This is a genomic window from Pseudomonas sp. PAMC25584, assembly GCF_058135675.1.
Genome location: NZ_CM176870.1, coordinates 4,449,595 through 4,473,912, shown reverse-complemented (window position 1 = coordinate 4,473,912; position 24,318 = coordinate 4,449,595). Strand labels below are relative to the sequence as shown.

The 24,318-nt window shown below is 60.8% G+C and carries 25 protein-coding genes; 14 read left to right on the top strand and 11 right to left on the bottom strand.

Annotated features, from left to right (window positions below):
* Positions 1–42: 42 nt before the first annotated feature.
* The 8 genes from cobU (at position 43) to ACS5Q8_RS20695 (ending at position 5,334) form a co-directional block, all read left to right on the top strand.
* Positions 43–564 (top strand): bifunctional adenosylcobinamide kinase/adenosylcobinamide-phosphate guanylyltransferase, encoded by a 522-nt coding sequence (gene cobU, locus ACS5Q8_RS20730; protein WP_253397747.1) that lies wholly within the window; start codon positions 43–45, stop codon positions 562–564.
* The gene (gene cobT / locus ACS5Q8_RS20725) at positions 561–1,616 is read left to right on the top strand and encodes a nicotinate-nucleotide--dimethylbenzimidazole phosphoribosyltransferase (RefSeq protein ID WP_443693501.1); all 1,056 of its coding nucleotides are present in this window, start codon (positions 561–563) and stop codon (positions 1,614–1,616) included. The genes cobU and cobT overlap by 4 nt, the downstream gene beginning before the upstream one ends.
* Complete coding sequence (cobC, locus tag ACS5Q8_RS20720) at positions 1,613–2,188, top strand: alpha-ribazole phosphatase family protein (protein WP_247405035.1); 576 nt, start codon at positions 1,613–1,615, stop codon at positions 2,186–2,188. Before cobT ends, cobC begins: the two co-directional genes overlap by 4 nt.
* A gap of 2 nt (positions 2,189–2,190) precedes the next feature.
* Positions 2,191–2,919: an adenosylcobinamide-GDP ribazoletransferase gene (locus ACS5Q8_RS20715; RefSeq protein WP_247405038.1), complete on the top strand. Its 729-nt coding sequence runs from the start codon at positions 2,191–2,193 to the stop codon at positions 2,917–2,919.
* Positions 2,920–2,961: 42 nt separating this feature from the next.
* Complete coding sequence (locus tag ACS5Q8_RS20710) at positions 2,962–3,366, top strand: MarR family winged helix-turn-helix transcriptional regulator (RefSeq protein ID WP_276194245.1); 405 nt, start codon at positions 2,962–2,964, stop codon at positions 3,364–3,366.
* A 63-nt stretch (positions 3,367–3,429) separates the two neighbouring features.
* Complete coding sequence (locus ACS5Q8_RS20705) at positions 3,430–4,629, top strand: MFS transporter (RefSeq protein WP_443697637.1); 1,200 nt, start codon at positions 3,430–3,432, stop codon at positions 4,627–4,629.
* Positions 4,626–4,748 (top strand): hypothetical protein, encoded by a 123-nt coding sequence (locus ACS5Q8_RS20700; RefSeq protein ID WP_276194242.1) that lies wholly within the window; start codon positions 4,626–4,628, stop codon positions 4,746–4,748. Before ACS5Q8_RS20705 ends, ACS5Q8_RS20700 begins: the two co-directional genes overlap by 4 nt.
* Before the next feature lie 34 nt (positions 4,749–4,782).
* Positions 4,783–5,334, top strand: coding sequence for a glutathione peroxidase (locus ACS5Q8_RS20695; RefSeq protein WP_276194241.1), 552 nt, complete (start codon positions 4,783–4,785; stop codon positions 5,332–5,334).
* 65 nt (positions 5,335–5,399) lie between these two features.
* On the opposite strand, the gene ACS5Q8_RS20690 is transcribed toward ACS5Q8_RS20695, so the two are convergent.
* The 4 genes from ACS5Q8_RS20690 to ACS5Q8_RS20675 all read right to left on the bottom strand — a co-directional run bounded on the left by ACS5Q8_RS20690 (position 5,400) and on the right by ACS5Q8_RS20675 (position 8,568).
* Positions 5,400–6,686: an OmpP1/FadL family transporter gene (locus ACS5Q8_RS20690; protein ID WP_276194240.1), complete on the bottom strand. Its 1,287-nt coding sequence runs from the start codon at positions 6,684–6,686 to the stop codon at positions 5,400–5,402.
* Positions 6,687–6,831: 145 nt separating this feature from the next.
* The gene (locus ACS5Q8_RS20685; protein ID WP_276194239.1) at positions 6,832–7,314 is read right to left on the bottom strand and encodes a hypothetical protein; all 483 of its coding nucleotides are present in this window, start codon (positions 7,312–7,314) and stop codon (positions 6,832–6,834) included.
* A gap of 280 nt (positions 7,315–7,594) precedes the next feature.
* A complete protein-coding gene (locus ACS5Q8_RS20680; protein WP_007898912.1) occupies positions 7,595–7,819 on the bottom strand; it encodes a hypothetical protein in 225 nt (74 codons plus the stop codon).
* A gap of 443 nt (positions 7,820–8,262) precedes the next feature.
* Complete coding sequence (locus ACS5Q8_RS20675) at positions 8,263–8,568, bottom strand: hypothetical protein (RefSeq protein WP_247405053.1); 306 nt, start codon at positions 8,566–8,568, stop codon at positions 8,263–8,265.
* A 457-nt stretch (positions 8,569–9,025) separates the two neighbouring features.
* Here ACS5Q8_RS20675 and ACS5Q8_RS20670 point away from each other — a divergent pair, with 457 nt between their 5' ends.
* Both ACS5Q8_RS20670 and ACS5Q8_RS20665 read left to right on the top strand, forming a co-directional pair.
* Positions 9,026–9,349, top strand: a complete 324-nt coding sequence (locus ACS5Q8_RS20670) for an SEL1-like repeat protein (RefSeq protein ID WP_276194237.1) — start codon at positions 9,026–9,028, stop codon at positions 9,347–9,349.
* Positions 9,350–9,524: 175 nt separating this feature from the next.
* The gene (locus tag ACS5Q8_RS20665) at positions 9,525–10,889 is read left to right on the top strand and encodes a DNA recombination protein RmuC (protein WP_198718061.1); all 1,365 of its coding nucleotides are present in this window, start codon (positions 9,525–9,527) and stop codon (positions 10,887–10,889) included.
* A 55-nt stretch (positions 10,890–10,944) separates the two neighbouring features.
* Here ACS5Q8_RS20665 and ACS5Q8_RS20660 read toward each other — a convergent pair whose 3' ends face one another.
* The 3 genes from ACS5Q8_RS20660 to ACS5Q8_RS20650 all read right to left on the bottom strand — a co-directional run bounded on the left by ACS5Q8_RS20660 (position 10,945) and on the right by ACS5Q8_RS20650 (position 15,539).
* Complete coding sequence (locus ACS5Q8_RS20660; RefSeq protein WP_465159374.1) at positions 10,945–14,415, bottom strand: hybrid sensor histidine kinase/response regulator; 3,471 nt, start codon at positions 14,413–14,415, stop codon at positions 10,945–10,947.
* A gap of 132 nt (positions 14,416–14,547) precedes the next feature.
* The gene (locus ACS5Q8_RS20655; RefSeq protein ID WP_465159373.1) at positions 14,548–14,946 is read right to left on the bottom strand and encodes a YbaN family protein; all 399 of its coding nucleotides are present in this window, start codon (positions 14,944–14,946) and stop codon (positions 14,548–14,550) included.
* A 5-nt stretch (positions 14,947–14,951) separates the two neighbouring features.
* Positions 14,952–15,539, bottom strand: coding sequence for a YecA family protein (locus ACS5Q8_RS20650; protein WP_276194234.1), 588 nt, complete (start codon positions 15,537–15,539; stop codon positions 14,952–14,954).
* A gap of 274 nt (positions 15,540–15,813) precedes the next feature.
* On the opposite strand from ACS5Q8_RS20650, the gene recQ reads away from it, so the two are divergent.
* Positions 15,814–17,940: a DNA helicase RecQ gene (recQ, locus tag ACS5Q8_RS20645; protein WP_198718051.1), complete on the top strand. Its 2,127-nt coding sequence runs from the start codon at positions 15,814–15,816 to the stop codon at positions 17,938–17,940.
* Positions 17,941–18,061: 121 nt separating this feature from the next.
* Positions 18,062–18,496, top strand: coding sequence for a MarR family transcriptional regulator (locus ACS5Q8_RS20640; RefSeq protein WP_276194233.1), 435 nt, complete (start codon positions 18,062–18,064; stop codon positions 18,494–18,496).
* Between the two features lie 83 nt (positions 18,497–18,579).
* On the opposite strand, the gene ACS5Q8_RS20635 is transcribed toward ACS5Q8_RS20640, so the two are convergent.
* Positions 18,580–20,769 (bottom strand): patatin-like phospholipase family protein, encoded by a 2,190-nt coding sequence (locus ACS5Q8_RS20635; protein WP_465159372.1) that lies wholly within the window; start codon positions 20,767–20,769, stop codon positions 18,580–18,582.
* An 84-nt stretch (positions 20,770–20,853) separates the two neighbouring features.
* Between ACS5Q8_RS20635 and ACS5Q8_RS20630 the strand changes: the two genes are divergently transcribed.
* Positions 20,854–21,138, top strand: coding sequence for an Rdx family protein (locus tag ACS5Q8_RS20630; RefSeq protein ID WP_276194232.1), 285 nt, complete (start codon positions 20,854–20,856; stop codon positions 21,136–21,138).
* 44 nt (positions 21,139–21,182) lie between these two features.
* On the opposite strand, the gene ACS5Q8_RS20625 is transcribed toward ACS5Q8_RS20630, so the two are convergent.
* The 3 genes from ACS5Q8_RS20625 to ACS5Q8_RS20615 all read right to left on the bottom strand — a co-directional run bounded on the left by ACS5Q8_RS20625 (position 21,183) and on the right by ACS5Q8_RS20615 (position 23,325).
* A complete protein-coding gene (locus ACS5Q8_RS20625) occupies positions 21,183–21,464 on the bottom strand; it encodes a hypothetical protein (protein ID WP_276194231.1) in 282 nt (93 codons plus the stop codon).
* 127 nt (positions 21,465–21,591) lie between these two features.
* The gene (locus ACS5Q8_RS20620) at positions 21,592–22,476 is read right to left on the bottom strand and encodes a DMT family transporter (protein WP_276194230.1); all 885 of its coding nucleotides are present in this window, start codon (positions 22,474–22,476) and stop codon (positions 21,592–21,594) included.
* 96 nt (positions 22,477–22,572) lie between these two features.
* Positions 22,573–23,325: an AraC family transcriptional regulator gene (locus ACS5Q8_RS20615; protein ID WP_426100053.1), complete on the bottom strand. Its 753-nt coding sequence runs from the start codon at positions 23,323–23,325 to the stop codon at positions 22,573–22,575.
* Positions 23,326–23,462: 137 nt separating this feature from the next.
* Between ACS5Q8_RS20615 and ACS5Q8_RS20610 the strand changes: the two genes are divergently transcribed.
* Positions 23,463–24,272: a UDP-2,3-diacylglucosamine diphosphatase gene (locus ACS5Q8_RS20610; protein WP_247401752.1), complete on the top strand. Its 810-nt coding sequence runs from the start codon at positions 23,463–23,465 to the stop codon at positions 24,270–24,272.
* Positions 24,273–24,318 lie beyond the last annotated feature (46 nt).

Genomic DNA, 24,318 nt, shown 5'->3' with positions numbered 1-24,318 from the left:
CACCGTTGACCGAGTCCGGCTCGAATACCGAGGTGCCCTCCCATGCTCCAACTGATCCTCGGCGGCGCCCGTTCCGGCAAAAGCCGCCTCGCCGAAAAACTTGCCGGCGACAGCGCGTTGCCCGTCATTTATATCGCCACCAGTCAACCGCTGGACGGCGAGATGAACCAGCGCGTCGCCCTGCATCGTCAGCGTCGCCCGGATGCCTGGGGTCTGATCGAAGAACCGATCGAACTGGCACGGGTGCTGCGTGAAAACGCCGCGCCCGAGCGCTGCCTGCTGGTGGATTGCCTCACGCTCTGGCTGACCAATCTGCTGCTGCTCGACAACCCCGAGCGCCTGGCTTTTGAGCGTGACCAATTGCTGGAAAGCCTGGCCTCATTGCCAGGTGAAATCCTGTTTGTCAGCAACGAGACCGGTTTGGGTGTCGTGCCGCTGGGCGAATTGACTCGCCGCTATGTGGATGAAGCCGGTTGGCTGCATCAAGCCTTGGCCGAGCGGTGTCAGCGCGTTGTCCTGACCGTTGCCGGCCTGCCCCTGACTTTGAAAGGTACTGCGTTATGACGGAAACCTGGTGGCTCAACCCGTGCAAGGCCAGCGATGCCTTGGCGTATCAACAGGCCTTGGCGCGCCAACAGCAATTGACCAAGCCGGCCGGCTCCCTCGGCCAATTGGAAGCGTTGGCGGTGCAGTTGGCCGGCTTGCAAGGCCGGGTCAAACCTACGCTGGAGCAGGTGTGGATCGCCATCTTTGCCGGCGACCACGGCGTGGTCGCCGAAGGCGTGTCGGCGTATCCCCAGGAAGTCACCGGGCAGATGCTGCATAACTTTGTCTCCGGCGGTGCGGCCATCAGCGTATTGGCGCAGCAACTGACGGCGCAGTTGGAAGTGATCGACCTCGGCACAGTGACGCCGTCGCTGAACCTGCCCGGTGTGCGTCACCTGAATATCGCAGCGGGCACCGCCAACTTCGTCAACGGCCCGGCCATGACCGAGGCACAAGGGCGGCTGGCGCTGCAGGCCGGTCGCGACAGCGCACGCCGTGCGTTGACGAGCGGCGCGCAGTTGTTTATCGGCGGCGAGATGGGCATCGGCAACACCACCGCCGCCAGTGCGTTGGCGTGTGCCTTGCTCGATTGCCCGGTCAGTGATTTGACCGGGCCGGGCACCGGCCTGGATGCCCAGGGCGTCAGCCACAAAGTCGCGGTCATCGAACGCGCGCTGGCCGTGCACGCCGCGCAACGCGGTGACGCGCTGCAAACCCTGTTCAACCTGGGCGGGTTGGAGATTGCAGCGTTGGTCGGTGCCTATCTGGCCTGCGCCCAGGATGGCATTGTGGTGCTGGTGGACGGCTTTATCTGCAGCGTCGCGGCGTTGGTCGCCACGCGGCTGAACCCGGCATGCCGTGAGTGGCTGGTGTTCGGCCATCGCGGCGCCGAGCCGGGCCATCGCCACGTACTGCACAGCCTCGACGCACAACCGTTGCTCGAACTCGGCCTGCGGCTCGGCGAAGGCAGCGGCGCGGCCCTGGCGGTGCCGCTGCTGCGCCTGGCCTGCGCGCTGCACGGGCAGATGGCCACATTTGCTGAAGCCGCTGTGGCGGACCGCCCGGCATGACCTTGTACCTGGACCTGCTGCGCCACGGCGAAACCGAATTGGGTGGTGGCCTGCGCGGCAGCCTCGACGATGCGCTCACCGAAAACGGCTGGGCGCAAATGCGTGCTGCCGTGGCCGAGCAGGGCCCGTGGGATCGCCTGATCAGTTCGCCGCTGCAACGGTGTGCGCGGTTTGCACAAGAGCTCGGCGCAACACTCAACGTGCCAGTGAGCCTGGAAAAGGCTCTGCAGGAATTGCACTTCGGCGCCTGGGAAGGGCAGAGCGCAGCGGCGTTGATGGAGACCGATGCCGAAGGGCTGGGCGCGTTCTGGGCTGATCCCTATAGCTTCACACCACCAGAGGGCGAACGTGTCAGCGACTTTTCCGAACGGGTCCTCGGCGCGGTCTCACGCTTGCATCAGGCTTATGCTGGCCAGCGTGTGCTGTTGATCAGTCACGGTGGGGTGATGCGTCTGCTGCTGGCCCAGGCGCGCGGTTTGCCCCGAGCGCAATTGCTGAATGTCGAAGTCGGCCATGGCGCGCTGTTCAGCCTGCAGGTCGCGGCCGACGGCGTGCTGAAGGAAGGGCGCTGAACATGCTGCCGTTCTGGATCGCCCTGCAGTTCCTGAGCAGCCTGCCAATTCGTCTGCCGGGCATGCCGCAACCGCAGGAACTGGGGCGCTCACTGCTGTTTTACCCATTGGTGGGCTTGCTGTTCGGCCTGCTGTTGTGGGGACTGAATCTCGCGTTGACGGGCGCGCCGTTGTTGCTGCACGCAGCGCTGTTGCTGACGGCCTGGGTGTTGCTCAGTGGCGGTTTGCACCTGGACGGGCTGGCAGACAGCGCGGACGCCTGGCTCGGTGGTTTTGGCGATCGTGAGCGCACCCTGAGCATCATGAAAGACCCACGCAGCGGGCCGATCGCCGTGGTCACCCTCGGCCTGGTGTTGTTGCTCAAGTTCACCGCGCTGGTAGCGCTGATCGAACAGCACAATGGCGCAGCGCTGATCCTCGCGCCGCTGATCGGGCGTGCTTCGATGCTCGCGCTGTTTCTCACCACGCGCTATGTGCGTGCAGGAGGACTGGGCCAGGCATTGTCGGATCACTTACCGAGGATTGTCGGCCAGCAGGTGCTGATCCTCAGCGGCCTGGCCTGCCTCCTGATCGCTGGTTTCAGCGGCGGGATTGCGGTCCTGCTCGCGGCGCTGTGCTTTATCGGCCTGCGCCACCTGATGGTCAAGCGCCTCGGCGGCACCACGGGCGACACCGCCGGCGCGCTGCTGGAGTTGCTGGAAGTGGCGGTTCTGGTCGGTCTGGCGCTGTAACACTTGCTTGCATTTGCTGAATCGCGGGTATATACACGTTCCATGCTTGCCTCCCAATGTTTATGCACCAACCTGCGACGCGCCGCCCGTGGCGTCAGCAGGCATTACGACGGCGCTCTCGACGGCTTCGGGATCAACGTCGCCCAGTATTCTTTGCTGTGCAATCTGCAGCGTCTCGATCAGCCGAGTATTTCCAACCTGGCCGACGCCATGGGGCTGGATCGCAGTACGTTGGGGCGCAACCTGCGCGTACTGGAAGGCGAAGGCCTGGTGCGGTTGGTCGAGGGCGATGACCTGCGCAACCGCCTGGTGCTGTTGACCGAGGCCGGCGCGGCGCGACTGGCCGCAGCTTTGCCGGCCTGGGAGGCGGCGCAGCAGAAATTGATTGATCGGTTGGGCGCGGAAAAACGCGAAACCCTGTTGGCCTTGCTGGATGAACTCGCCTGAACGCGGGTTTGTTCGACTAAAAGCGGGTATATACCCGCAAATGGAGAATAAGAAATGACCTCGATGTGGCGCACCAGTGGCTGGATTCTTGTGGGGAGTGCGCTGATCCTGGCGTTGTCCCTGGGTGTACGGCATGGCTTCGGGCTGTTCCTGGCGCCGATGAGCGCCGAATTCGGCTGGGGGCGTGAGACGTTTGCCTTTGCCATTGCCCTGCAGAACCTGATCTGGGGCCTGGCGCAGCCTTTCACCGGCGCCCTGGCCGACCGCTTTGGGGCGAGCAAGGCCGTGTTGGTTGGCGGGGTGTTGTACGCCGTCGGCCTGGTATTGATGGGTATGTCCGACTCGGCATGGTCGCTGTCGTTGAGCGCCGGTTTGTTGATTGGTATTGGCCTGTCGGGCACCTCGTTCTCGGTGATTCTGGGCGTGGTCGGCCGTGCCGTGCCGCCGGAAAAACGCAGCATGGCCATGGGCATTGCCAGTGCCGCCGGTTCTTTCGGCCAGTTCGCCATGGTGCCGGGCACCCTGGGCTTGATCAGTTGGTTGGGTTGGTCGGCGGCACTGCTGGTGCTGGGCTTGATGGTGGCGCTGATTCTGCCGCTGGTGAGCATGCTCAAGGATCGGCCGCTGCCTGTCATGGCCGGCCAGCAAACCTTGCGCGAAGCACTGAAGGAAGCCTGCTCTCACTCTGGGTTCTGGTTGCTGGCGTTCGGTTTTTTCGTCTGCGGTTTCCAAGTGGTGTTTATCGGCGTGCATCTACCCGCCTATCTGGTCGATCAGCATTTGCCGGCGACTACCGGCACCACCGTCTTGGCCTTGATCGGCCTGTTTAATATCGCCGGCACCTACACCGCCGGCTGGCTCGGCGGGCGCATGTCCAAGCCGCGCCTGCTGACTGGCCTGTACCTGTTGCGGGCGTTGGTGATCGGGCTGTTCCTGTGGGCGCCGGTGACTGAAATCTCGGCCTACCTGTTCGGTATGGCGATGGGCTTTTTGTGGTTGTCCACGGTGCCGCTGACCAATGGTACGGTCGCGACGTTGTTTGGTGTGCGAAACCTCTCGATGCTCGGTGGGATCGTGTTTCTGTTCCACCAGCTCGGTTCGTTCCTCGGTGGCTGGTTGGGTGGAGTGGTCTATGATCGAACCGGCAACTACGATTTGATCTGGCAAGTGGCGATTCTTTTGAGCCTGCTCGCCGCCGCACTCAACTGGCCGGTGCGTGAGCGGCCGGTGGCGCGGTTGCAGACGCAGATGGAGGTAGCATGAGTTCCAATGGCTATTGGCTGGTTGGGGCAGGGGCGGCAACGCTTCTGCTGCTTCTGGCGTGGTGGGGCTGGCAGCACGGCGGGCTGGCGTTGATGCAACTGGGTATGTCGATCTGTTAAGTTCATGGTCTGACTCCTTTGAAGGACACACGATATGCAGATGCGCTGGCTCGCAGTACCCGTCCTGATGGCTGCTTTTGGCGGTGCGGCCATGGCTGCCAGTTGCCCGCCGTTGCTGGAGGGGCAGTTGCCCAAGTTGCGCGCCAAGGAATCCATCGACCTGTGCCAGCGCTTTGCCGGTAAGCCTCTGGTGATCGTCAATACCGCCAGCTTCTGCGGGTTTGCGCCGCAATTCAAAGGCCTTGAGGCGTTATACCAGCGCTACAAGGGCCAGGGCCTGGAAGTGATTGGCGTGCCTTCCGATGACTTCAAGCAGGAAGCCAAGACCGGAGAGGAAACCGCCAAGGTTTGCTACGTGAATTATGGCGTCACCTTCACCATGACCGAGCCGCAGACGGTCAAGGGGCCGGATGCCGTGCATCTGTTCAAGATACTGGCGCAGCAGAGCAGCGCGCCGAAGTGGAATTTCTACAAGTACGTGGTGGATCGTCAGGGCAGGGTGATCGCCAATTTCTCCAGCCTGACCAAACCTGACAGCCCGGACTTGCTCAAGGCGGTGGAAGAGGCGCTAGCTTCGAAACCCTGATCGTTGCCCATTGAAAAGCCCCGCCTCCTTTGCAGGAGAGCGGGGCTTTCTTATGCGCGAGCAGGTCAGAACTTGTACGTCACACCCAGGCCGAAACCGTTGGCGCTGTTTTCGTATTTGGAGCTGTAGGAACCCAGTGCGTTGGATTTGTTGACTTTGACCGACTCTTCCTTGAGGTAGGAGTAAGCCACGTCAACGGTCATGTTATCCATCACTGCGTAACCCATACCAACACTGAAGATGGTCCGGTCGCCGGTAGGGATGCGTGGTGAACGATCGGTGTTGTTGGTTGGCGACTGGTCGAAGCTCAGACCGGTACGCAGTACCACCTGCTTGGTGAGCTGATACGAGGTACCCAGGGCGTAAGCCCAGGTGTCGTGCCAGTTCTGCGGCTCAGTGATGGTTCCGACAAGCGCAGGTGCCAGTGCGCCTCCGCTAGCCGCTGTCACACCTTCGTTTTTGATGGTGATGTCTTTCAAACGGCTCCAACGAGTCCAGGTCGCACCCGCATACAGTTTCCAGGCGTCGCTGAGGTCTTGAGTCATCGACAGGTCCCAGGATTCAGGTGTGTCGACGTTCAGTGACGCATCGTAGCGGTTGTTGGCCAGCACCTGCGATGGAACCGTGGCGGCTTTGGTGACGTCGGTGTGGCCTTCGAGTTTGTACTTCACTTGCGAGTGGTAGGTCAGGCCAACGCGAGTGGTATCGGTGGCTTGAACCAGAATACCGGCGTTAAAGCCCAGGGCTGTATCATCGCCTTTGACTTTGACCTTGTTGTCGCCTGGGATCCCTAGGCCAGCCAGGCTTGGCTGCGATTCCAGGGTGCCGTCGATACGGTTGATGGTCGGACCAAAGCCGATGGATACGCGATCATTGAACTTGTAGCTGACAGTCGGTTGGAAAGTGATGACCGAGACTTCGCTCTTGCTGCCAAACCCGCGCCCCTGGAAGCCACTTTCGTAGTCGGTTTTCAGGCCGAACGGCGCATAAACACCGAAGCCGATAGCCCACTGATCGTTAAGTTTGTTGGTGTAGAAACCGAAAGGTACGCCAGTGAAAGGCACCATGTCGCCTTTGTTGGTGCCGCTGGAACGGCCGCCGGCATCTTTGATATTGGTCGAGGCATCAATCACCGCGAAACCACCGGTAATTTGCTGGCCTTCCAGGCGAGCCATACCGGCAGGGTTACCATAGACGGTGCTTGCGTTTTCGGCAGCGGAAGAGCGTCCTGCGAAGCCCGTACCCATCCCGGCGACGTCTTGTTCGTTAAGGGCAAAGCCACTTGCGAAGACGTGGGATGAGGCCATGGCAACGGCGAGGCTAAGTGTGGTCTTGAGCATTACTTTTTTCATTATTAGAACTCCGTGTGATCACCGAAGCGGAAAGTATCAATAAATTACACATCACGCTATAGGCTGTAACATAGGAGATAGAGCGGTTTTGTAGGACAATCCTACTAAAATCGCGGTTTTTTAGCGAATATTGTAAGTTTACCTATCAGCAAACCACCTGATTCATGGATGAAACACAGGATTTCCAGGTTTGGGTGAAGTCGCGAAGACGGCCTTGAGGGTGAAATATTTCTTTCCAGATACGCGCCATGGCCAATACATCACCCGGTGCGGGCAACGCGGGGCGCCGTTGTTCCACCAGCAGCCAGGCGATGGCTGTGGCGTAACGCAGGTTAACGGTCAGCTCAAGCTGGGGCGCGCTGAGGAAAGCATGCTGGCTGGCCAGGCCGCGCACCAGGCTTGCGCGTTCCGGGTCCAGCGCCAGGTAGGTGTCCCATAGGGCGCGGTGACGTGGTTCGGTGATGCTATACAGGCCGTGGCCGCGGCGGTCGTGCAATGCGGAGCCGAGTTCCGACTGGCTGGCGGCAATGCCCAGCAACAGAGATTCAGCCGTCTGGTCGTGGCACCCGAGGTAAATAAGCGTCGGCTTGATTACATAACGACACAATTCGCTGGCAGCGATACCCATACTCGCCTCAATCCGTGAAAGTGGTCGACGAAGCCTGAGCGGGTGGGGGCTTGGCAGCGGTGGATCGGATCTCAGGCCCGTCGTAAGCGGATCATGCCGCTTGAGTTGAAGTGTAGTGTCATATTCGTGGTGTAAAGGACTGTTTTTAAAACATCTTCTTTAATCAGTTATAACGGTTATATCTATTCGTGCTGAGTGCAAACATTCAGATCCTGAATATCAGGCAATAAAAAACCCTGCGTCTTAAACAGGGTTTTTGTGTTTCAGCAGCTCGGGTCGATCAGGCAACCAGTGCCTGACGGGTACGCTCGATCACGGCCTGCAGCGGCTCTGCGCTGGAGTATTGATCGGGGTACAGGCGTTCGCTGTGACGAGCGATACCGTGTTCGTTGACCAGGGTGAAGCTGAAGCAGCCTTTGCGAGCGGCCATGATCAGACAGTTCATTGGTGCAAAAGCGTTGGTGAGGGTGCGAATGGCATCCTGAGTATGGATTTGAGTGGACATATTATTGGTGTTCCTACAAATAACACGGTTAAGAACCGCGCAACGTTAAAACGTTCCAGTGACGTCGATCACCATTGATCGAACGAAGAACCCGACTGGAACAAAGCAGCCAGTTTGAAGCGCTAATAGTTTAGGCGCGCTTGGGCTGGCAGGTAGGTACTTAGGAGGGCAGGCAACACAACAGGGGCAAAGGTTCTGGGCCCAGGGTGAAGATCCTGATCAATTGGCAGGTTGGTTCGGTCAGAGTATTGATACTTCGCGACACCCTTTGCTTGTTCAAAGGCAGTGTCGTCGCAAGTGATACCTGGAAACCATCAAGGTGGCCGATCCCGTGTTGTTCAGGGGAGTTGTTCGACCAGAATTGACTTTCAGCTTGGTACTAACGCTGCGGATAGTAACGGATCGAAGCGGGGAATGGAAGCGTGCAGGCAAAAAAACTTCAGTCAGCCCTCCAGCAACCCGTGATACACCAGCACCGTGACGGCTGCCGCCAGCGAGGAGCCCAGCGCATACGCGGCCAGGGTCAGGCGCAGGGACTGGCCGGTTTCGATCATTTTCATGACATCGCCCATGTCATTGATCCGGCCCTCGCCCAACTCGATACACAGGCTGATGGCGGTGAACGCCGCGGAGAGCAGGATCGCGATGGCGAACAATGCGCCGTCGGGTGAGGGTAGTGCGGCATTGATTCCCAGGGAGGTCGCGCAGATAGCCAGCAACAACACTGTGAATAACAGAATTCCTTTCATCGACCCGCACATGGTTGCGTTGTAGGTGGGGCAGTGTGGCGACCTGTACTGAATTTGAAAAGTCCCTGCCTGGCCGTGCCGGTAACATATTCAAGCAGTATCGGATCAAAAAATACCGGCGATATAACCAGGGAAGAGGGGGTTGTACACATTGTTCACAGTAGGTGTCACCGGCCTGTCAAGTGTTTCGAACCGGCTCCGTCAGCCTGCAATGAAAATTTAAGTCAATGAAAAATATCGCTTTTTTTTATTGGTGAAAAAATCGTCAGTTTGACTGCGGCCCCCATTCCATGGGGCTTTGCGCGAGTTAAAGGAGGGTTGTCCACTGAGTTATCCACAGCTTCTGTGGATTGTCCCAAGCGCTTGCTCTAGCACGGGCGTGCAGGTTTTTTTCGGCTTTACCTGTACGAAAAAAAGAGTAGAGTGGCGCGCCTTCCGTTCTGTCCCACAGTGCTTTATGAAGTTTCGCTCAGTGTCACTTTCTGCTACCGACACCCCTCCGGCTGTTACCCCACCCAAGCGTTTCTCCTTGAAAGTTGCATTGTGGTTGCTCGACAGCCCGCTGCTAGGCCACAGCGCCAACGTCAAACATTTTGCCGGGCGCTTGCTCAAACAGCCGGCGCGTGATGGCGTAGTCGCCGCGCAAAGCCGACTTGGCCAATTGATGTGCCGCGAATGTGGTAATGCCCGCGACCGCCGCATCGGCCACGACCTCCTGCGCCTGGCTGCTCGCGCTGGCGACCGCCGCGCCCAGCGTGAATTGGGACAGGTCGAAGACTGAGCTGTCCTCAACTCCCTTGCTTGGTTAACCTTGCTCTTTTTCGGTGATGGCAGACATGGCTATGGCTTTTGACTGGACCAGTATTGCCCTGGGACTTGCTGGCGCGGCAGTGCCGTTATTGGCCGTATGCTGGCAGCTTCAGCGGCGCTTGGCCGCGCGCATGGCCGGCTGGGAATTGCTTGAAGAGCGCCTGGCCACTGCGCAACTTGCCCAGGAAGGCTTGGCTGCTCAACTGGATGCCAGTCGTGACGAGATCAGCGACCTCAGCCAGGCCAATGCCGCCAAGCAGGCTGACTTGGCCGCCGTGCGCCGCGAAGTCGAATTGCTGCAGATCGATCGCGACAACGCCCGCGACGCGGCCCACGCCTGGAACCTCGACCGCAGCGCCAAGGAAGCCGAACTGCGCCGCCTTGACGCGTTGTCGGCGGCCTTGCGTGCGGAGCTGCGTGAGCAACAGGAAAGCCATCAACAACGCCTCGCTGACCTACAGGGCGCGCGGGACGAGCTGCGGGCGCAGTTCGCCGAACTGGCCGGGAAAATTTTCGACGAGCGTGAACAGCGCTTTGCCGAAACCAGCCAGGAGCGCCTCGGGCAGTTGCTTGATCCCTTGAAAGAACGCATCCAGTCTTTCGAAAAGCGTGTCGAAGAAAGCTATCAGAACGAAGCCCGCGAACGCTTTTCCCTGGGCAAGGAGCTTGAACGCCTGCAGCAACTGAACCTGCGTCTGTCGGACGAAGCCACGAACTTGACCCGCGCGCTCAAGGGCCAGAAGACCCAGGGCAACTGGGGCGAGCTGATCCTTGAACGTGTGCTGGAACACGCCGGCCTGGAGAAGGGCCGCGAGTACCAAACCCAGGTCAGCCTGAAAGGCCCGGACGGTGAGCGCTTCCAGCCGGATGTGCTGATTATGCTGCCCGATGACAAACAGGTGGTGGTGGACTCCAAGGTCAGCCTGACGGCCTATCAACAGTATGTGGCGGCGGACGATGATGTGATCGGCCAGGCGGCGCTCAAACAGCACGTGCTGTCCCTGCGCAATCACGTCAAAGGCCTGGCCGGTAAGGACTACAAGCGCCTGGAGGGCTTGCATAGCCTGGATTTCGTGTTGCTGTTCGTGCCGATTGAAGCCGCTTTTTCCGCAGCCTTGCAGGCCGAGCCCAATTTGTTCCAGGAAGCGTTCGACCGCCATATCGTCATTGTCAGCCCCACCACCTTGCTCGCCACCCTGCGGGTTATCGACAGTCTTTGGAAACAGGAGCGTCAGAGCCAAAACGCCCGGGAAATCGCTGAGCGCGCCGGCTGGCTGTACGACAAGTTCGTGCTGTTTATCCAAGATCTGGATGAAGTGGGCAACCGTCTGCAGCAGTTGGATAAGGCTTACAGCGCGGCGCGGAATAAGCTGACAGATGGTCGCGGTAATCTGGTCAGCCGCACCGAACAATTAAGATTGCTCGGCGCCCGCGCCAGCAAGAGCCTGCCCGCCGATCTGCTGGAGCGGGCAATGACCGATGCCGACGGTGTGGCGCACTTACCCGAATAGTGGCGGGTCAATGTCGGAGCTATCGAGCCTCGGCAGTGGATTGAGTTCGGCCTGATTAAAGGGGTAGATGCCGACTTAGCAACGCCCGCAACGCCGCCGGCTTAACCGGCTTGGCCAGATAATCCAGCCCCGCGGCATGCACTTGCGCCACCATCTCCGGACGGCTGTCGGCGCTGATGACCACGCCGGGGATCGGCTCAGCCAATTGCGTGCGCAGCCAAGCCATCAGCTCCGTGCCGGTTTCCCCGTGGTCCAGGTGGTAATCCACCAGCGCCAGTTGTGGGCGCACGCCGTCGGCCAGCAGTGCGGCGCACTGCGCCTGGTCGGTGGCGGTCCATACTTCGCAACCCCAACGCGTCAGCAGGCTGCGCATGCCTATCAGGATGCTTTCTTCGTTATCCACACACAGCACCTGTGCGCCACTCAGGGGCAGGCCGTTCTCCTGCACGGTCTTGATCGGCGGGCTCGTCTGGTTGCGAGCCAGCGGTACGCGCACGCTGAACACGCTGCCCTTGCCCGGCCATGAACGCACGCTTAGGTGGTGGTCCAATACGCTGCACAGGCCATCGGCGATCGCCAGGCCCAGGCCGAGGCCTTTTTCAGCGCGGGTCTGATGGCTGTCCAGGCGCTTGAATTCCTCGAAAATCACCTTCTGTTTATCCTGAGGGATGCCTGGACCGCGGTCCCATACTTCCAGGCTCAACTCGCCCTCGTGTCGGCGCACGCCCAGCAGTACTGGGCCGTCGGCATAGCGGAACGCATTCGTCAGAAAGTTCTGCAAAATGCGTCGAAGCAACTTGATGTCACTGTCGACCCGCAAATGACTGCCGCGCAAGCGGAAGCGCAAGCCTTGTTCCTGGGCCAGTGCCTTGAATTCGGCGCCGAGTGCGTCGAACAGTTCGTTGAGCACGAACGGCTGGCGTTGCGGGTTGATCTTGCCGTTTTCCAGGCGCGAGATGTCCAGCAGGTCGCTGATCAGGTCTTCGGCGGAACGCAGCGAGCTGTCCAGGTGTTGCACCAGTTGCCGGGCTTCGCTCGACAGGCCGTCGTTCTGGTGGGAGAGGGCGGCGGAGAACAGGCGTGCAGCGTTCAGCGGTTGCATCAGGTCATGGCTGACCGCTGCGAGAAAGCGGGTCTTCGATTGGTTCGCGGACTCGGCCACGCCCTTGGCGTCGGTGAGCGCCACGTTGAGTTGCGACAGCTCGTGTGTTCGCTCGGTCACCCGTCGTTCCAAGCCCTCGTTCGCCTCGGTCAGCGCGTGTTCGGCCTCGCGGAACGCGGTGATGTCGGTGAAGCTCATGACAAAACCGCCGCCGGGCATCGGGTTGCCGATCAGTTCGATCACCCGTCCATTTGGGAACAGGCGTTCGGAGGTGTGCGCGCGGCCTTGGCGCATCCAGTGCAGGCGTCGTGCCACATGCACTTCGGCCTCACCCGGTCCGCACAAGCCGCGCTCGGCGTTATAGCGAATGATGTCGGCAATCGGCCGGCCGACGCTGATCAATCCCTCGGGGTAGTTGAACAGCTCCAGGTAACGGCGGTTCCACGCCACTAACTTGAGCGACTGATCCACCACGCTGATGCCCTGGGTGATGTTTTCGATGGCGCCTTGTAGCAGGGCCCGATTGAATTGCAGCACTTCGGAGGCTTCGTCGGCGATTCGTACTACGTCCTCCAGCAGCATGTCCCGACCTTCAATCGCGGCCTTTACGACGGCGCGAGTCGAGGAGGCGCCGAGTACACCCGCCAGCAGGCGTTCGGTATGCGCGATCCAATCGTTATCGGCATTCTGGTTGGGGTTGAAGCCTTTGCCCTGGCGATAGGCGAAGCGGATAAAACTTTGCTGGGCGCGTTCTTCCCCGACAAAGCGCGCGGCCAGGCTCAGCAGGTCGCTGATCTGGACCGACAACATGGAGCGAGTGCTGGCGCGTTGGCTGGTTTCCTGGCCGATGAAGCGCCCGGCCTGCCAGTGCTCGGACACTCGAGTGCGCGAGAGCATCGAAACCCAGACGAACAGCGTGAAGTTGCCCGCCAGGGAGAACACGGTGCCCAGGGTCAGCGAGGTGAGGGGCAAACCGAGCGGTTGGGAATGCAACCAGGTCAGGCCTGGGAAAAGGCTGAGCGACCAGCCCAGGCTTTTCGCGGTAACCGGTAGGACCAAGGTGTAGAACCACAGGAACGTGCCCGCCGCCAAACCGGCAAAGACGCCGCGACGATTCGCCTGTTTCCAATACAGCGCGCCAAGCATGGCGGGTGCCAGTTGGGTCACTGCGGCGAAAGCGATCTGGCCGATCGTCGCGAGGCTCGCAGTGGAGCCCAGCAATCGGTAGCTGACATACGCCAGCAGCAGGATGATCACAATGCTGACGCGGCGTACCGACAGCAACCAGTGGCGGAATACTTCAAACGGCCGTTCCGCGCTGGAGCGGCGCAACAACCAAGGCAGCAGCATGTCGTTGGAAACCATGGTCGACAACGCAATGCTTGCAACAATCACCATGCCGGTGGCGGCCGACGCGCCACCAATGAACGCCAGCAAGGCGAGGACCGGATGGGCCTCGGCCAAGGGCAGGCTGATCACGTAGGAATCGGGTGGCACCGAGCCGGGCAAGAGCATTTTGCCGCCGAGGGCGATCGGCACGACAAACAGCGCTGCGAGAATCAGGTACGCAGGGAAGACCCATTTGGCCAGGCGCAAATCCTGGGGGTCGATGTTTTCCACGACGGTGACGTGAAACTGCCGGGGCAGGCAGATGATTGCCATCATTGCGACGCCGGTCTGTACCACCATCGTTGGCCAGTTGACGGTTTCTTTCCAGTATTCCTCCAGCCGTGGAGCCAGCATCGCCTGGTTGAACAAATCGCCGAAACCGTCGTAGAGGCCGTAGGTCACAAACGCACCGACCGCGAGAAACGCGAACAGTTTGACTATCGATTCAAAGGCAATCGCCAGCACCATGCCACGGTGGTGTTCGGTGGCATCGAGGTTGCGCGTACCGAAGACAATGGTGAACAACGCCAGCACCAGCGACACGATCAACGCCGTGTCCTGGGCCCGGGTGCCGGTAGCATCCGCGCCAGCGCCGATCAGCAGGTTCACCCCGAGTACGATGCCCTTGAGTTGCAGGGCGATGTAAGGCAGCACGCCGACCATGCAGATCAGCGCGACCACCACCGCTAACGATTGGGATTTGCCGTAGCGTGCAGCGATAAAGTCAGCGATAGAGGTGATGTTTTCCTGCTTGCTGATCAGAATCATCTTTTGCAGGACCCAGGGGGCCAATACCAGCAACAGCACCGGTCCCAGGTAGATCGGTATAAACGCCCACAGTTGTTCGGCCGCCTGGCCTACGGCGCCGAAGAAGGTCCAACTGGTGCAATAAACGGCCAGCGACAGGCTGTACACCCAGGCACGCATACGCGGCGGCAGCGGCGCATGGCGACGGTCACCGTAAAAGGCGATGGCAAACATAATGGCCATATAGGCCAAGGCAACGGCGGCGATCAGCCCGCTGGACAGCGTCATGGTAACTCCGGACATAAACACACCCAGGCATTTCGGGCCCGGTCGGACAGTCTCGCATGATGCCTGGGGATTAGTCAGTGTCGACCAAGGTCTCGTGAGCACTAATGTCGCAGGGGCGGGTGTTAAAGAGGCTCAGCGCGGCGGCAGGGTTTTTTGGCGCAGGATGTAGATCGTCACCAGCACGGCACTGGTCAGCATGAAGCCCCGTGCCCAGGGTAGAGGCACCAGGTAGCAGGAAAAACCGATGCTCAGCCACATCAGGCCGATGGCATAGACCTTGCCCTTCAGCGGGATGCCACTGCCGTCCAGGTAGTCACGAATCCATGGGCCCAGGCGCGGGTGTTCCACCAGCCAGTCGTAGAAGCGTGGGGAGCTTCGCGCGAAGCAGGCGGCGGCAAGAAGTAGGAAGGGGGTGGTCGGCAATACCGGCAGGAAAATACCGATTACTCCCAGCTCTACGCTCAGCCAACCGATGGCCAGTAGTGCATAACGCAGGAGCGGCGAGCGCTTGCCCATGGGTATCACGGGCATGCGACTCAGTGGTGACGAGGCTTGAGGAGCGCCGGTTTTTCGTCAGGGGCGTTGCACAGCAGGTACAGGGCGGTCAGGGCTTCCGGGATCTGTACGATCATGTCGTCCATCAGGTTGGCGTCGGAGGCGATGTCGGAGAACTCCGGCTGGTCGTCGAACAGGCCTGAACCGACCATGATTGGCAGCAGCATTTCGCTGACTTCTTCTTCGGCGGTTTCGAACCAGGCGGCTTCGCGCAGGAACACGCCTTCCATGAATCCGATGCACCAGCCGCGCAGGTCGGAGTCGTCCGGATCTTCGCCCAGGTCCAGGTCGCACGGCAGCTCGAATTCCTCATCGGAGGCCAGTTGGCGACCGATGTGGGCCTTGAGAGCGAGCAGGGTGGCTTCGATCTCTTCGCGCTGGGCGGCGTCAGCGTAGTGAGGTTCTTCGGCGAACAAGGCGTCGATCCACTCACGGTCCGGCACGATGTCGGAAGAAATCGACAGGGCGGTCAGGTAGCCGTGGGCGGCCACGTAGTCCAGCGCCTCGTCATGCAGCTCATCGGCGTCGAGGAAGGCTTGCAGGCGGGTTAGTTGCTCAGCGAAGGACATTGAAGGACTACCTTGGGAATAAACGATGCTGAATTCTAGGCTTTCTTGAGCGCCCCGGCCAGCCACACTGCATATTTGGCCGGTTTTCGATAGCGGCCGCTATTCGTCAGCCGCGCCCTTTGCCGGCCGACGCTCGGGTATACTGCCGCGTTTTGTGATGCCCCTGCAGGCCAGTGCCAACCCGAGAAAACTTCGCTTACGGATTATTTTCCGTAGTGCCGCGTTTTTTCGGCCAGCCTGTAGAGAGGGATTTCGGCGATATTTGGAGTTTTACATGCTCGAGCAGGCTCAACGCGTCCTCAAGGACATCTTCGGCTACGACAGTTTTCGTGGCCGCCAGGGTGCGATCATTGAGCGCGTGGCCAATGGCGGTGATGCCCTCGTCCTGATGCCCACCGGTGGTGGCAAGTCGTTGTGTTTCCAGGTGCCGGCGTTGCTGCGTAACGGTCTCGCCGTGGTGGTGTCGCCCTTGATCGCGCTGATGGACGATCAGGTAGCGACCCTCGAAGAACTCGGTGTTGCCGCCGCCGCGTTGAACTCCACGCTCAGCGCCGAACAGCAGCGCGACCTGGCTGCGCGTATCAAGCGCGGCGAAGTGAAAATGCTCTACCTGGCCCCCGAGCGCCTGGTGCAGCCGCGCATGCTGGCCTTCCTGCAGAGCCTGGAAATCGCCCTGTTCGCCATCGATGAAGCTCACTGCGTATCGCAATGGGGTCACGATTTCCGTCGTGAATACCTGCAGTTGGGGCAGTTGGCGGAACTGTTCCCCGACGTTCCGCGTATCGCCCTGACCGCCACCGCCGACAAGCGTACCCGTGAAGAAATCGTCGAGCGCCTGCATTTGCAGAACGCCGAGCGCTTCCTGTCGAGCTTTGACCGGCCGAATATTTTTTACCGCATCGTGCCTAAAGAACAGCCGCGCAAGCAGTTGCTGGCGTTCCTGTCCGAGCGGCGCAGCGATGCAGGCATCGTCTATTGCCTGTCGCGCAAGAAGGTCGACGAAGTGGCCGCCTTCCTGTGCGAGCAGGGTTATCCGGCGTTGCCCTACCACGCGGGCTTGCCCAACGAATTGCGTGCTTATCATCAGAAGCGCTTCCTCAACGAGGAAGGCCTGATCATGGTGGCAACCATCGCGTTCGGCATGGGCATCGACAAGTCCAACGTGCGCTTCGTGGCCCATATGGATCTACCCAAGTCCCTCGAGGCTTATTACCAGGAAACCGGGCGTGCCGGCCGTGATGGCCTGCCGGCGGATGCGTGGATGGTCTACGGCCTGCAAGACGTGGTGATGCTCAAGCAAATGCTGCAGAACTCCGAAGGTGACGAGCGCCACAAACGCCTGGAGCAGCACAAGCTCGACGCCATGCTGTCACTCTGCGAAGAGACGCGTTGCCGCCGCCAGACCTTGCTGGCGTATTTCGATGAAGACATGCCCGAACCCTGCGGCCATTGCGACAACTGTGTGGACGGCGTGCAAACCTGGGATGCCACTGAGCCGGCGCGCCAGGGCTTGTCCGCGATCTACCGCACCGGCCAGCGTTATGGCGTCGGCCATCTGGTGGATGTGTTGCTGGGCAAGGACAACGAGAAGGTGCGTAGCTTCGGCCACGAGAAACTCTCGGTCTACGGCGTGGGCAAGGCCCGTGCCGAAGGCGAATGGCGATCGCTGTTCCGCCAGATGGTCGCGCGCGGCTTGGTAGACATCGACATCGAAGGCTACGGCGGCCTGCGCCTGAACGACAGTTGCCGGCCGTTGCTCAAGGGTGAAGTCAGCCTGGAACTGCGCCGCGACCTCAAGCCGCAGACCACCGCCAAGAGCAGTACCAGCCAAGCCAGCCAACTGGTGCGCTTTGAAGAGCGTGAACAGTGGGAAGCCCTGCGTACCCTACGGCGCAAACTGGCGCAGGAACACAGCGTGCCGCCTTACGTTATTTTCCCCGACTCGACCTTGCTGGAGATGTTGCGCGAGCAGCCGACCACCCTGGCCGAAATGGGCCGGGTCAGTGGTGTGGGGGCGCGCAAGCTGGAGCGTTATGGCCAGGCCTTCCTCGAAGTGCTCGGCGGCCAGGCCGAAGCGCCGAAGGAAATCGCCGATATTCGCCACGAATTGATCAGCCTGGCGCGGGCCGGCATGACCCCGATCCAGATCGCCGGCCAGCTGCAATGCTCGGAGAAAAACGTCTATACGCTGTTGGCCGAATCCATCGGTCAGCAACAGTTGTCGTTAGAGCAGGCTCTTGATTTGCCGGAAGATTTACTCAGCGAAATCCAGGATGCCTTCCTAGACGGTGAAGGCGAATTGCCACCAGTTGCTGAGATCGCACCGCTGTTCACCGGGCGGGTTCCCGAGGGGGTTTTGTACTGCGTTCGTGCCGCGTTGCAGTCTGAGTTCGAAATTTAGTGTGCCAATTGCGACAATGTAACGAATCAGTACAGACGAGCGCTTGCCTACTGACATGGCTCATGCTTAGCTGACTAATAATTAGCCATACTTTGTTTTCAGTCTAAACCATGAGTTTTTTATGCCGTTAACCGATCAACACCGTTTTGGCATGCAGTTGGCGCAAATGTCCCGAGGTTGGCGCGCCGAACTGGACCGCCGTTTGGCGGGGCTAGGCTTGTCCCAGGCACGCTGGCTGGTGCTGCTGCACCTGGCTCGTTTCGAAGACGCGCCGACTCAGCGCGAACTGGCACAAAGTGTCGGCGTTGAAGGTCCGACCCTGGCGCGGTTGCTCGACAGCCTGGAAGGCCAAGGACTGGTTCAACGTCAGGCCGTGGTGGAAGATCGCCGCGCCAAGCGCATCCTGCTGTGCGACACCGCCCGACCGTTGATCGAGCAGATTGAAACCATCGCCACTGCGTTGCGCCATGAGTTGTTCGTGGGCGTGAATGAAGAGGACCTGCGGGTGTGCATGCGTGTGCATGGGCACATTCTGGCGAATCTGGAAAAGTCCTGACCTCAAGTACACGGCAGATCAATATGTGGGAGCCGGCTTGCCACTGCAAGCCAGCTCCCACATTGGGTATTACGGTCGGCGTTTTAGAAGGTCTGGCCGAGGTTCAGGTACACCGCTTGCTGATTGTCATCATTGAACCCGTAGCTGAAATTCAGCGGTCCCAACGGTGTGTCAAACCCCAGGAAAATACTCGCGGCGTTGATATAGCCGCTGTCGAATTCATTGTCGTTGTTCCACGCCCGTCCGCGTTCCAATGACGCGCCCAGGTACAGCGGGAAATCCAATGGCAGGTACGAGCGTGGCGTCAGGCGGCGGTAGTACACGGCGCGCATCAAGCTGACGTTCTGCCCCGAGATCGCATCTTGGCGAAAGCCCGACAGCTGCCGTGCGCCGCCCAGCAGAAAGCTGGATATCACCACGTCCGAATTATCCATGGTGCGCCCGTAACGGCCGCCCAGTACGAGCGTGTCCGGACCGTGGCTCATGGCCTTGTCCAGCTTGAACTCCCATTGTCGGTAGCGTTGATCCGAACCCAACCCTGGTTCGAACTCGCGAAAAGCCAGGCCGATGTCTTCGCCTGTGTGGGGGAAGTACACGTTGTCCAGGGAGTCGAAGGAGTACTTCAACTCGTAGAAGCCTTCGCTGAAGCTCACGCTTGGCAGGTCGCGGTCGCCGATGCGCACATCGGCCTTGCCCCAGGCCTCGCCGACGCCGAAGCGGATCTCGCCGCTGGTGCCGATCTGGCGCCCCACGTTCAGGCCGAAACCGTAGCGTTCCAGGCGGTATTCGGAGATGGGATCGTTGTCCAGAATCAGTTCCACATTCTGCGCCTGGGCCTTGAGGTAAGGTGCGACGAAGTAGCGCGAGCCGGTGTCCATCGGTTGGTAGAACTCGCTGTACAGCTCCTGCCGATCGCCGATCTGCACCCGCGTCAGCCATTCCGCGCCGAGGCGGTTGATGCCATTCATGCGGTAGCTCGCGCCGAGGTTGAAGGCGCTGTCGCCACGCATATCGTCGGACAAGTTCAGGCCCAGGCGCAGGTAGTCGGTGCCGCTGCGTTTGCCGCGTGCGCTGATCACCAGGGTGTTGTCGTGGCCTTTTTTCACCACGCGGTATTGCACCTGTTCGAAGTAATCCAGGCCATACAAGGTGCCCATGTCCACTTGCAGGCGACCCAGGTTCAGCGGCTCGCCCAGGGTTTGGCGGATGTAGTAGCGGATCACGTCGTCGCTGACTTTCGAGTCGTTCTCCACGCTGATCGCGGTGATGATCGGGGTCCGTTCGCCCGGGGTGCGCGCGGCCACCAGTTCCGGGTCGATCGGTTCGGCGGGGCGCAAGTGGGCCAGGCGCACATCGAGGGCGCGGGTGGCGCGGTAGCCGGCGTCGATTATGTCCTTGGCGCGGCCGAAGTCCGCGACGCCATAGGCGGCCAACGGCGGCTGGATCAGCACATCTTTAGGGTTCAGGGCCCTAAGTTGTTCTTCGGAATTGCGCCGGGTCATCAGGGTGATGGACTGGTTGAGCACGTCCACCACCGTGGCCAGTTGCTTGCGTGAGCGCAGCGGCGTGCCGATGTCCACCACGATGGCGATGTCGACACCCATCTCTCGCGCTACGTCCAGCGGGATGTTATCGGTCATCCCGCCGTCCACCAGCAGCCGGCCATCGAGTTCCACAGGCGCGAATACGGCAGGGATCGACATGCTCGCGCGGATTACCTGGGGCAGGTGGCCTTTGCTGAAGACTACTTTTTCGCCGGTGGTGATATCGGTTGCTACGGCGCGAAAGGGGATCGGCAGCTTGTCGAAATTTCGCGTGTTGCTGCTGTGGGCGAACATGCTTTCCAGCAGCAGCGCCAGGTTCTGGCCCTGGATGACGCCCAGCGGCAGGCCGAGGCTGCCATCGTCGCGGATACTGAGTTTCTGCTTGACCAGGAAATCACGGTCATCCTGCTTGCGTCGAAACGGCACATCTTCCCGAGGAGGCGCATCGGAGAGCGCCTGCTGCCAATCGATACCCAGCGCGAGCTTTTCCAGCTCATCGATCTTGTAGCCCGACGCGTATAACCCGCCGATCACCGCACCCATGCTGGTGCCGGCAATCGCATCGATATGAATCCCCTGTTCCTCCAGGGCCTTGAGCACGCCGATATGGGCGAGCCCGCGCGCGGCACCGCCGGACAGCACCAGGCCGATTTTCGGGCGTGGCGTTTCAACCGCATCGACAAGGAGGGGTAGCAGGCAGAGCAACAGGCAGGACAGCAGGCGGTGCATCATGAATCTCGGGGCTGGACGATAAGGGCCGGTATTATAGCCACCCGACCCTCCAAGCCCGTTACGCCAGGAACCTGTCAAATTATGTCGCTGAGCAAACCCGAGATCGTCATCACCTATTGCACGCAGTGCCAGTGGTTGCTGCGCGCCGCGTGGCTGGCCCAGGAACTGTTGAGTACCTTCGCTGAAGACCTAGGCAAAGTGGCGCTGGAGCCGGCGACCGGCGGCGCGTTTCGCATTACCTGCGACGGTGTGCAGATCTGGGAGCGCAAGGCTGATGGCGGCTTCCCGGAGGCCAAAGTGCTCAAGCAACGTGTGCGCGACCAGATCGACCCGCAGCGCGACCTGGGGCACAACGATCATAAGTAATGAAGGCCACCGCCGCATAAGGGCGGTGACCGGTTGGTGCGTGCTTACTTGGCGGCCATCTTGCTCTTGATGAAGCCGATGACCCACGTCAGCACCAGGCCGCCGACGCCACCGCCGACAATATTGCTGCCGACCGCCGCGACATCCAGCGTTTCGCCACCGGGCGTGCCCGTCAGCGCCGAGACGATCTGGCCCAGCACCAGGCCACCGACACCACCGAGGAGGGTATTGAGCCCGGTGCCCAGGCTCTGTTTGGTCATCCCCGCCAAATTACCGCCGACGGCACCGCTGATGATCTGAACGAGCAAGCTGATAAACATTTCCATGATGCAACTCCTGCATAGCGTTAATGGAGTGACCACTCGCTTGCAGCAACTTCATACGTCCTGGCTGTCGTCGAGGAGTCTTTATCCGTAGACGACGACACACTGTTGCGGATGGGCAGAGTATAGATCAGGCCGCTGCAGCCGGCTGTTTGGCCTGGCTGGCGCTGCCCATCAGGCCGGAAAGCACGATGGCGACGATGATCAGCGCGCCGCCCAGCAGCATGCGCAAGGTCGGGGTTTCGGCAAACAACAGCCAGGCGACGCTGATGCCGTAGACCGGTTCCATGGCGAACACCACCGAGGCGGTGCGGGCCTTGATCACCGCGAGGCTGGCGACAAACAGGCTGTGGGCCAGGCCGGTACAGAACACGCCGAGCAGGCCGATCCACAGCCAGTCGATCGCGCGCACATCCGCCAGCCCCGGCGCGGCCACGGGCAACAGGCACAGCGCGACCACCACGTTCTGGCACAACGCCGCCTGCACCGCTGGAATCCGCCCGGAGCTGGCGCGGTTATTCAGTGACAGCAGGGAGAACAGCAACCCCGAGGCGATGCCCCAGAGCAGGCCGCCCGTGGCTTCGCTGGCGAGGTTGAAGTCCGGTGTCACCAGCACCAGGCCCACCGTGACCAGAGCCACCAGCAACACTTCATTGGCGCGAATGCGCTCGCGGAAGATCAAACCTTCGAGGATCACGGTAAACGCCGGGAACGCGGTAAACCCCAGGGTGGCGACGGCCACGCCGGCGACTTTGACCGCAATGAAGAACGTGACCCAATGCGCCGCCAGCAACACACCGCTGATCACCAGCCGACGCCAGTCGCGCATGTGCAGCTGTTTCCAGGGGGCGTTGCTGGCGAAGCGCGCAAAGATCGCCAGGGCAATCACCGCAAACGCGGCGCGGCCGAACACGATGATGGCCGGTGAGGCGGCCGCCAGCTTGCCGAATACGCCGGTGAGGCCAAACATCAATGCGCCGATATGCAGGGCGCCGAGGGCTGAGCGGGGAGTCATTGCGATCCTTGTAGCAACGGGGTGACAGGCTCGCAGTCTAGAGGCTGGGTGCGTGAGTGTCTGTCGCCTGGCTCGCGATTTTTAGCGCAGGACTCGCTATTTTTTCGTGCGCCGCAGGGCGCTCGGCGCGGCGCCGAATTCGCGCAGCATTGCAGCGGCAAACGCACTTTGCGAGGCATAGCCGACGCGCTCGGCAATCTCGCCGATGGCCAGTGGCGTTTCCCGCAACAGGCCCAAGGCTTTATGCAGGCGGCGACTGCGGATGTAGTCCATGGGCGTCTGCCCACACTCGGCAACAAACCGCGCATGCAGGCGTGCGACGGACAAGTCGGCGATGCGTGCCAGGTCGGCGACTTGCAGGGGATGGGCGACATGCTGTTCGATATGCGCATTGAACGCGGTGTAGGGCAGGCGGCGGCCCGGCACGCTGGGGGCCAGCGGATGATTGAGGCTGGCCAGCAGCAGCACCGCCCCTTGCTGGACGATCAGCGGGTCATCCACCGGGCTGTGCGCCAGCCATTGCACCAACTGGCTTTGCCGCGTATCCAGGGTCAGACGCGTCGGTTGGTCGAGCAGGCGGCGGCTGGCATCGGCATGCTCGCCCAACGATTGCAGCACCCAGTGTTCGTTGGGCACATCCAGCACCAGGCATCGGCTGCCGTCGCGACTGCCGCAGGTGTGGTGAGCCGAGAAGGGCAGCACCATCACACTGCTCTCGCGGACCTGGCTGGCGTGTCCATCCACTTCAAGGTCCAGGTGCCCGGACAGGCCAAAGACCAACTGCGCATGGTCATGGCTGTGGGCAATGGGCGCTTCGATGTAATGGCGTAGCGTGAGGGACGCGCTCATTGCGTTCTCCAGGGCAGCAGATCCGCAGTCTACAACGCTTTGCGAGGAGCCTGCGCTGTCATCAGACTGACGCATAGCTGTCATGGGCTATTAATCGCGAGGGCGCAAGCTCGCGAAAACACCGTCGAGGGATGCCCATGACCCGTGCCGAATTCGCCACACCCAGCCGTAAGCAACGGGTTCGTACCCTGTGGATTTCCGATGTGCATTTGGGCACCCGGGATTGCCAGGCCGAACACTTGTCGCAATTCCTCAAGGGCTACCACGCCGACAAGGTGTACCTGGTCGGTGACATCATCGATGGCTGGAAACTGCGCGGCGGCATGTATTGGCCCCAGGCCCACACCAATGTGATCCGCCGCCTGTTGACCATGGCCAAGCGCGGCACGGAGGTGATCTACGTCACCGGCAACCACGACGAATTCCTGCGCCGCTACTCCAAGCTGATCCTGGGCAACATCCAGTTGGTGGACGAAGCCATTCACGTCACCGCCGATGGTCGCCATCTCCTGGTGATCCACGGCGACCAGTTCGATGTGATCACGCGCTATCACCGCTGGTTGGCTTTCCTCGGTGACTCGGCCTACGAGTTCACCCTGACGTTAAACCGTTGGTTGAATCACTGGCGTGCGCGGTATGGCTACGGTTACTGGTCGCTCTCGGCGTATCTGAAGCACAAGGTGAAGACCGCGGTGAGTTTTATCAGCGATTTCGAAGAAGCCATCGCCCACGAAGTGACCCGGCGCGAATTGCATGGGGTGGTGTGCGGGCATATTCACCATGCGGAGATTCGCAAGGTAGGCGAGGTGGACTACCTCAACTGTGGGGATTGGGTGGAGTCGTGCACAGCGTTGATCGAGCACTGGGATGGGAGTATCGAGTTGTATCGGTTGGCGGATGCGCAGGCTAAAGAGGCGCAGCTAAAATCGGAGATGGTCGCGGGCTAAGGCCTTGTTCGGCCCCGAAAGTGAGAGCGGGCTTGCTCGCGATAGC

Excerpts from the sequence above, each read along its gene's own strand:
- cobU (WP_253397747.1), top strand. The coding sequence starts at position 43 with ATGCTCCAACTGATCCTCGGCGGCGCCCGTTCCGGCAAAAGCCGCCTC.
- cobT (WP_443693501.1), top strand. The coding sequence starts at position 561 with ATGACGGAAACCTGGTGGCTCAACCCGTGCAAGGCCAGCGATGCCTTG.
- cobC (WP_247405035.1), top strand. The coding sequence starts at position 1,613 with ATGACCTTGTACCTGGACCTGCTGCGCCACGGCGAAACCGAATTGGGT.
- ACS5Q8_RS20715 (WP_247405038.1), top strand. The coding sequence starts at position 2,191 with ATGCTGCCGTTCTGGATCGCCCTGCAGTTCCTGAGCAGCCTGCCAATT.
- ACS5Q8_RS20710 (WP_276194245.1), top strand. The coding sequence starts at position 2,962 with ATGCTTGCCTCCCAATGTTTATGCACCAACCTGCGACGCGCCGCCCGT.
- ACS5Q8_RS20705 (WP_443697637.1), top strand. The coding sequence starts at position 3,430 with ATGTGGCGCACCAGTGGCTGGATTCTTGTGGGGAGTGCGCTGATCCTG.
- ACS5Q8_RS20700 (WP_276194242.1), top strand. The coding sequence starts at position 4,626 with ATGAGTTCCAATGGCTATTGGCTGGTTGGGGCAGGGGCGGCAACGCTT.
- ACS5Q8_RS20695 (WP_276194241.1), top strand. The coding sequence starts at position 4,783 with ATGCAGATGCGCTGGCTCGCAGTACCCGTCCTGATGGCTGCTTTTGGC.
- ACS5Q8_RS20690 (WP_276194240.1), bottom strand. The coding sequence starts at position 6,686 with ATGAAAAAAGTAATGCTCAAGACCACACTTAGCCTCGCCGTTGCCATG.
- ACS5Q8_RS20685 (WP_276194239.1), bottom strand. The coding sequence starts at position 7,314 with ATGGGTATCGCTGCCAGCGAATTGTGTCGTTATGTAATCAAGCCGACG.
- ACS5Q8_RS20680 (WP_007898912.1), bottom strand. The coding sequence starts at position 7,819 with ATGTCCACTCAAATCCATACTCAGGATGCCATTCGCACCCTCACCAAC.
- ACS5Q8_RS20675 (WP_247405053.1), bottom strand. The coding sequence starts at position 8,568 with ATGAAAGGAATTCTGTTATTCACAGTGTTGTTGCTGGCTATCTGCGCG.
- ACS5Q8_RS20670 (WP_276194237.1), top strand. The coding sequence starts at position 9,026 with ATGAAGTTTCGCTCAGTGTCACTTTCTGCTACCGACACCCCTCCGGCT.
- ACS5Q8_RS20660 (WP_465159374.1), bottom strand. The coding sequence starts at position 14,415 with ATGACGCTGTCCAGCGGGCTGATCGCCGCCGTTGCCTTGGCCTATATG.
- ACS5Q8_RS20655 (WP_465159373.1), bottom strand. The coding sequence starts at position 14,946 with ATGCCCGTGATACCCATGGGCAAGCGCTCGCCGCTCCTGCGTTATGCA.
- ACS5Q8_RS20650 (WP_276194234.1), bottom strand. The coding sequence starts at position 15,539 with ATGTCCTTCGCTGAGCAACTAACCCGCCTGCAAGCCTTCCTCGACGCC.
- recQ (WP_198718051.1), top strand. The coding sequence starts at position 15,814 with ATGCTCGAGCAGGCTCAACGCGTCCTCAAGGACATCTTCGGCTACGAC.
- ACS5Q8_RS20640 (WP_276194233.1), top strand. The coding sequence starts at position 18,062 with ATGCCGTTAACCGATCAACACCGTTTTGGCATGCAGTTGGCGCAAATG.
- ACS5Q8_RS20635 (WP_465159372.1), bottom strand. The coding sequence starts at position 20,769 with ATGCACCGCCTGCTGTCCTGCCTGTTGCTCTGCCTGCTACCCCTCCTT.
- ACS5Q8_RS20630 (WP_276194232.1), top strand. The coding sequence starts at position 20,854 with ATGTCGCTGAGCAAACCCGAGATCGTCATCACCTATTGCACGCAGTGC.
- ACS5Q8_RS20625 (WP_276194231.1), bottom strand. The coding sequence starts at position 21,464 with ATGGAAATGTTTATCAGCTTGCTCGTTCAGATCATCAGCGGTGCCGTC.
- ACS5Q8_RS20620 (WP_276194230.1), bottom strand. The coding sequence starts at position 22,476 with ATGACTCCCCGCTCAGCCCTCGGCGCCCTGCATATCGGCGCATTGATG.
- ACS5Q8_RS20615 (WP_426100053.1), bottom strand. The coding sequence starts at position 23,325 with ATGAGCGCGTCCCTCACGCTACGCCATTACATCGAAGCGCCCATTGCC.
- ACS5Q8_RS20610 (WP_247401752.1), top strand. The coding sequence starts at position 23,463 with ATGACCCGTGCCGAATTCGCCACACCCAGCCGTAAGCAACGGGTTCGT.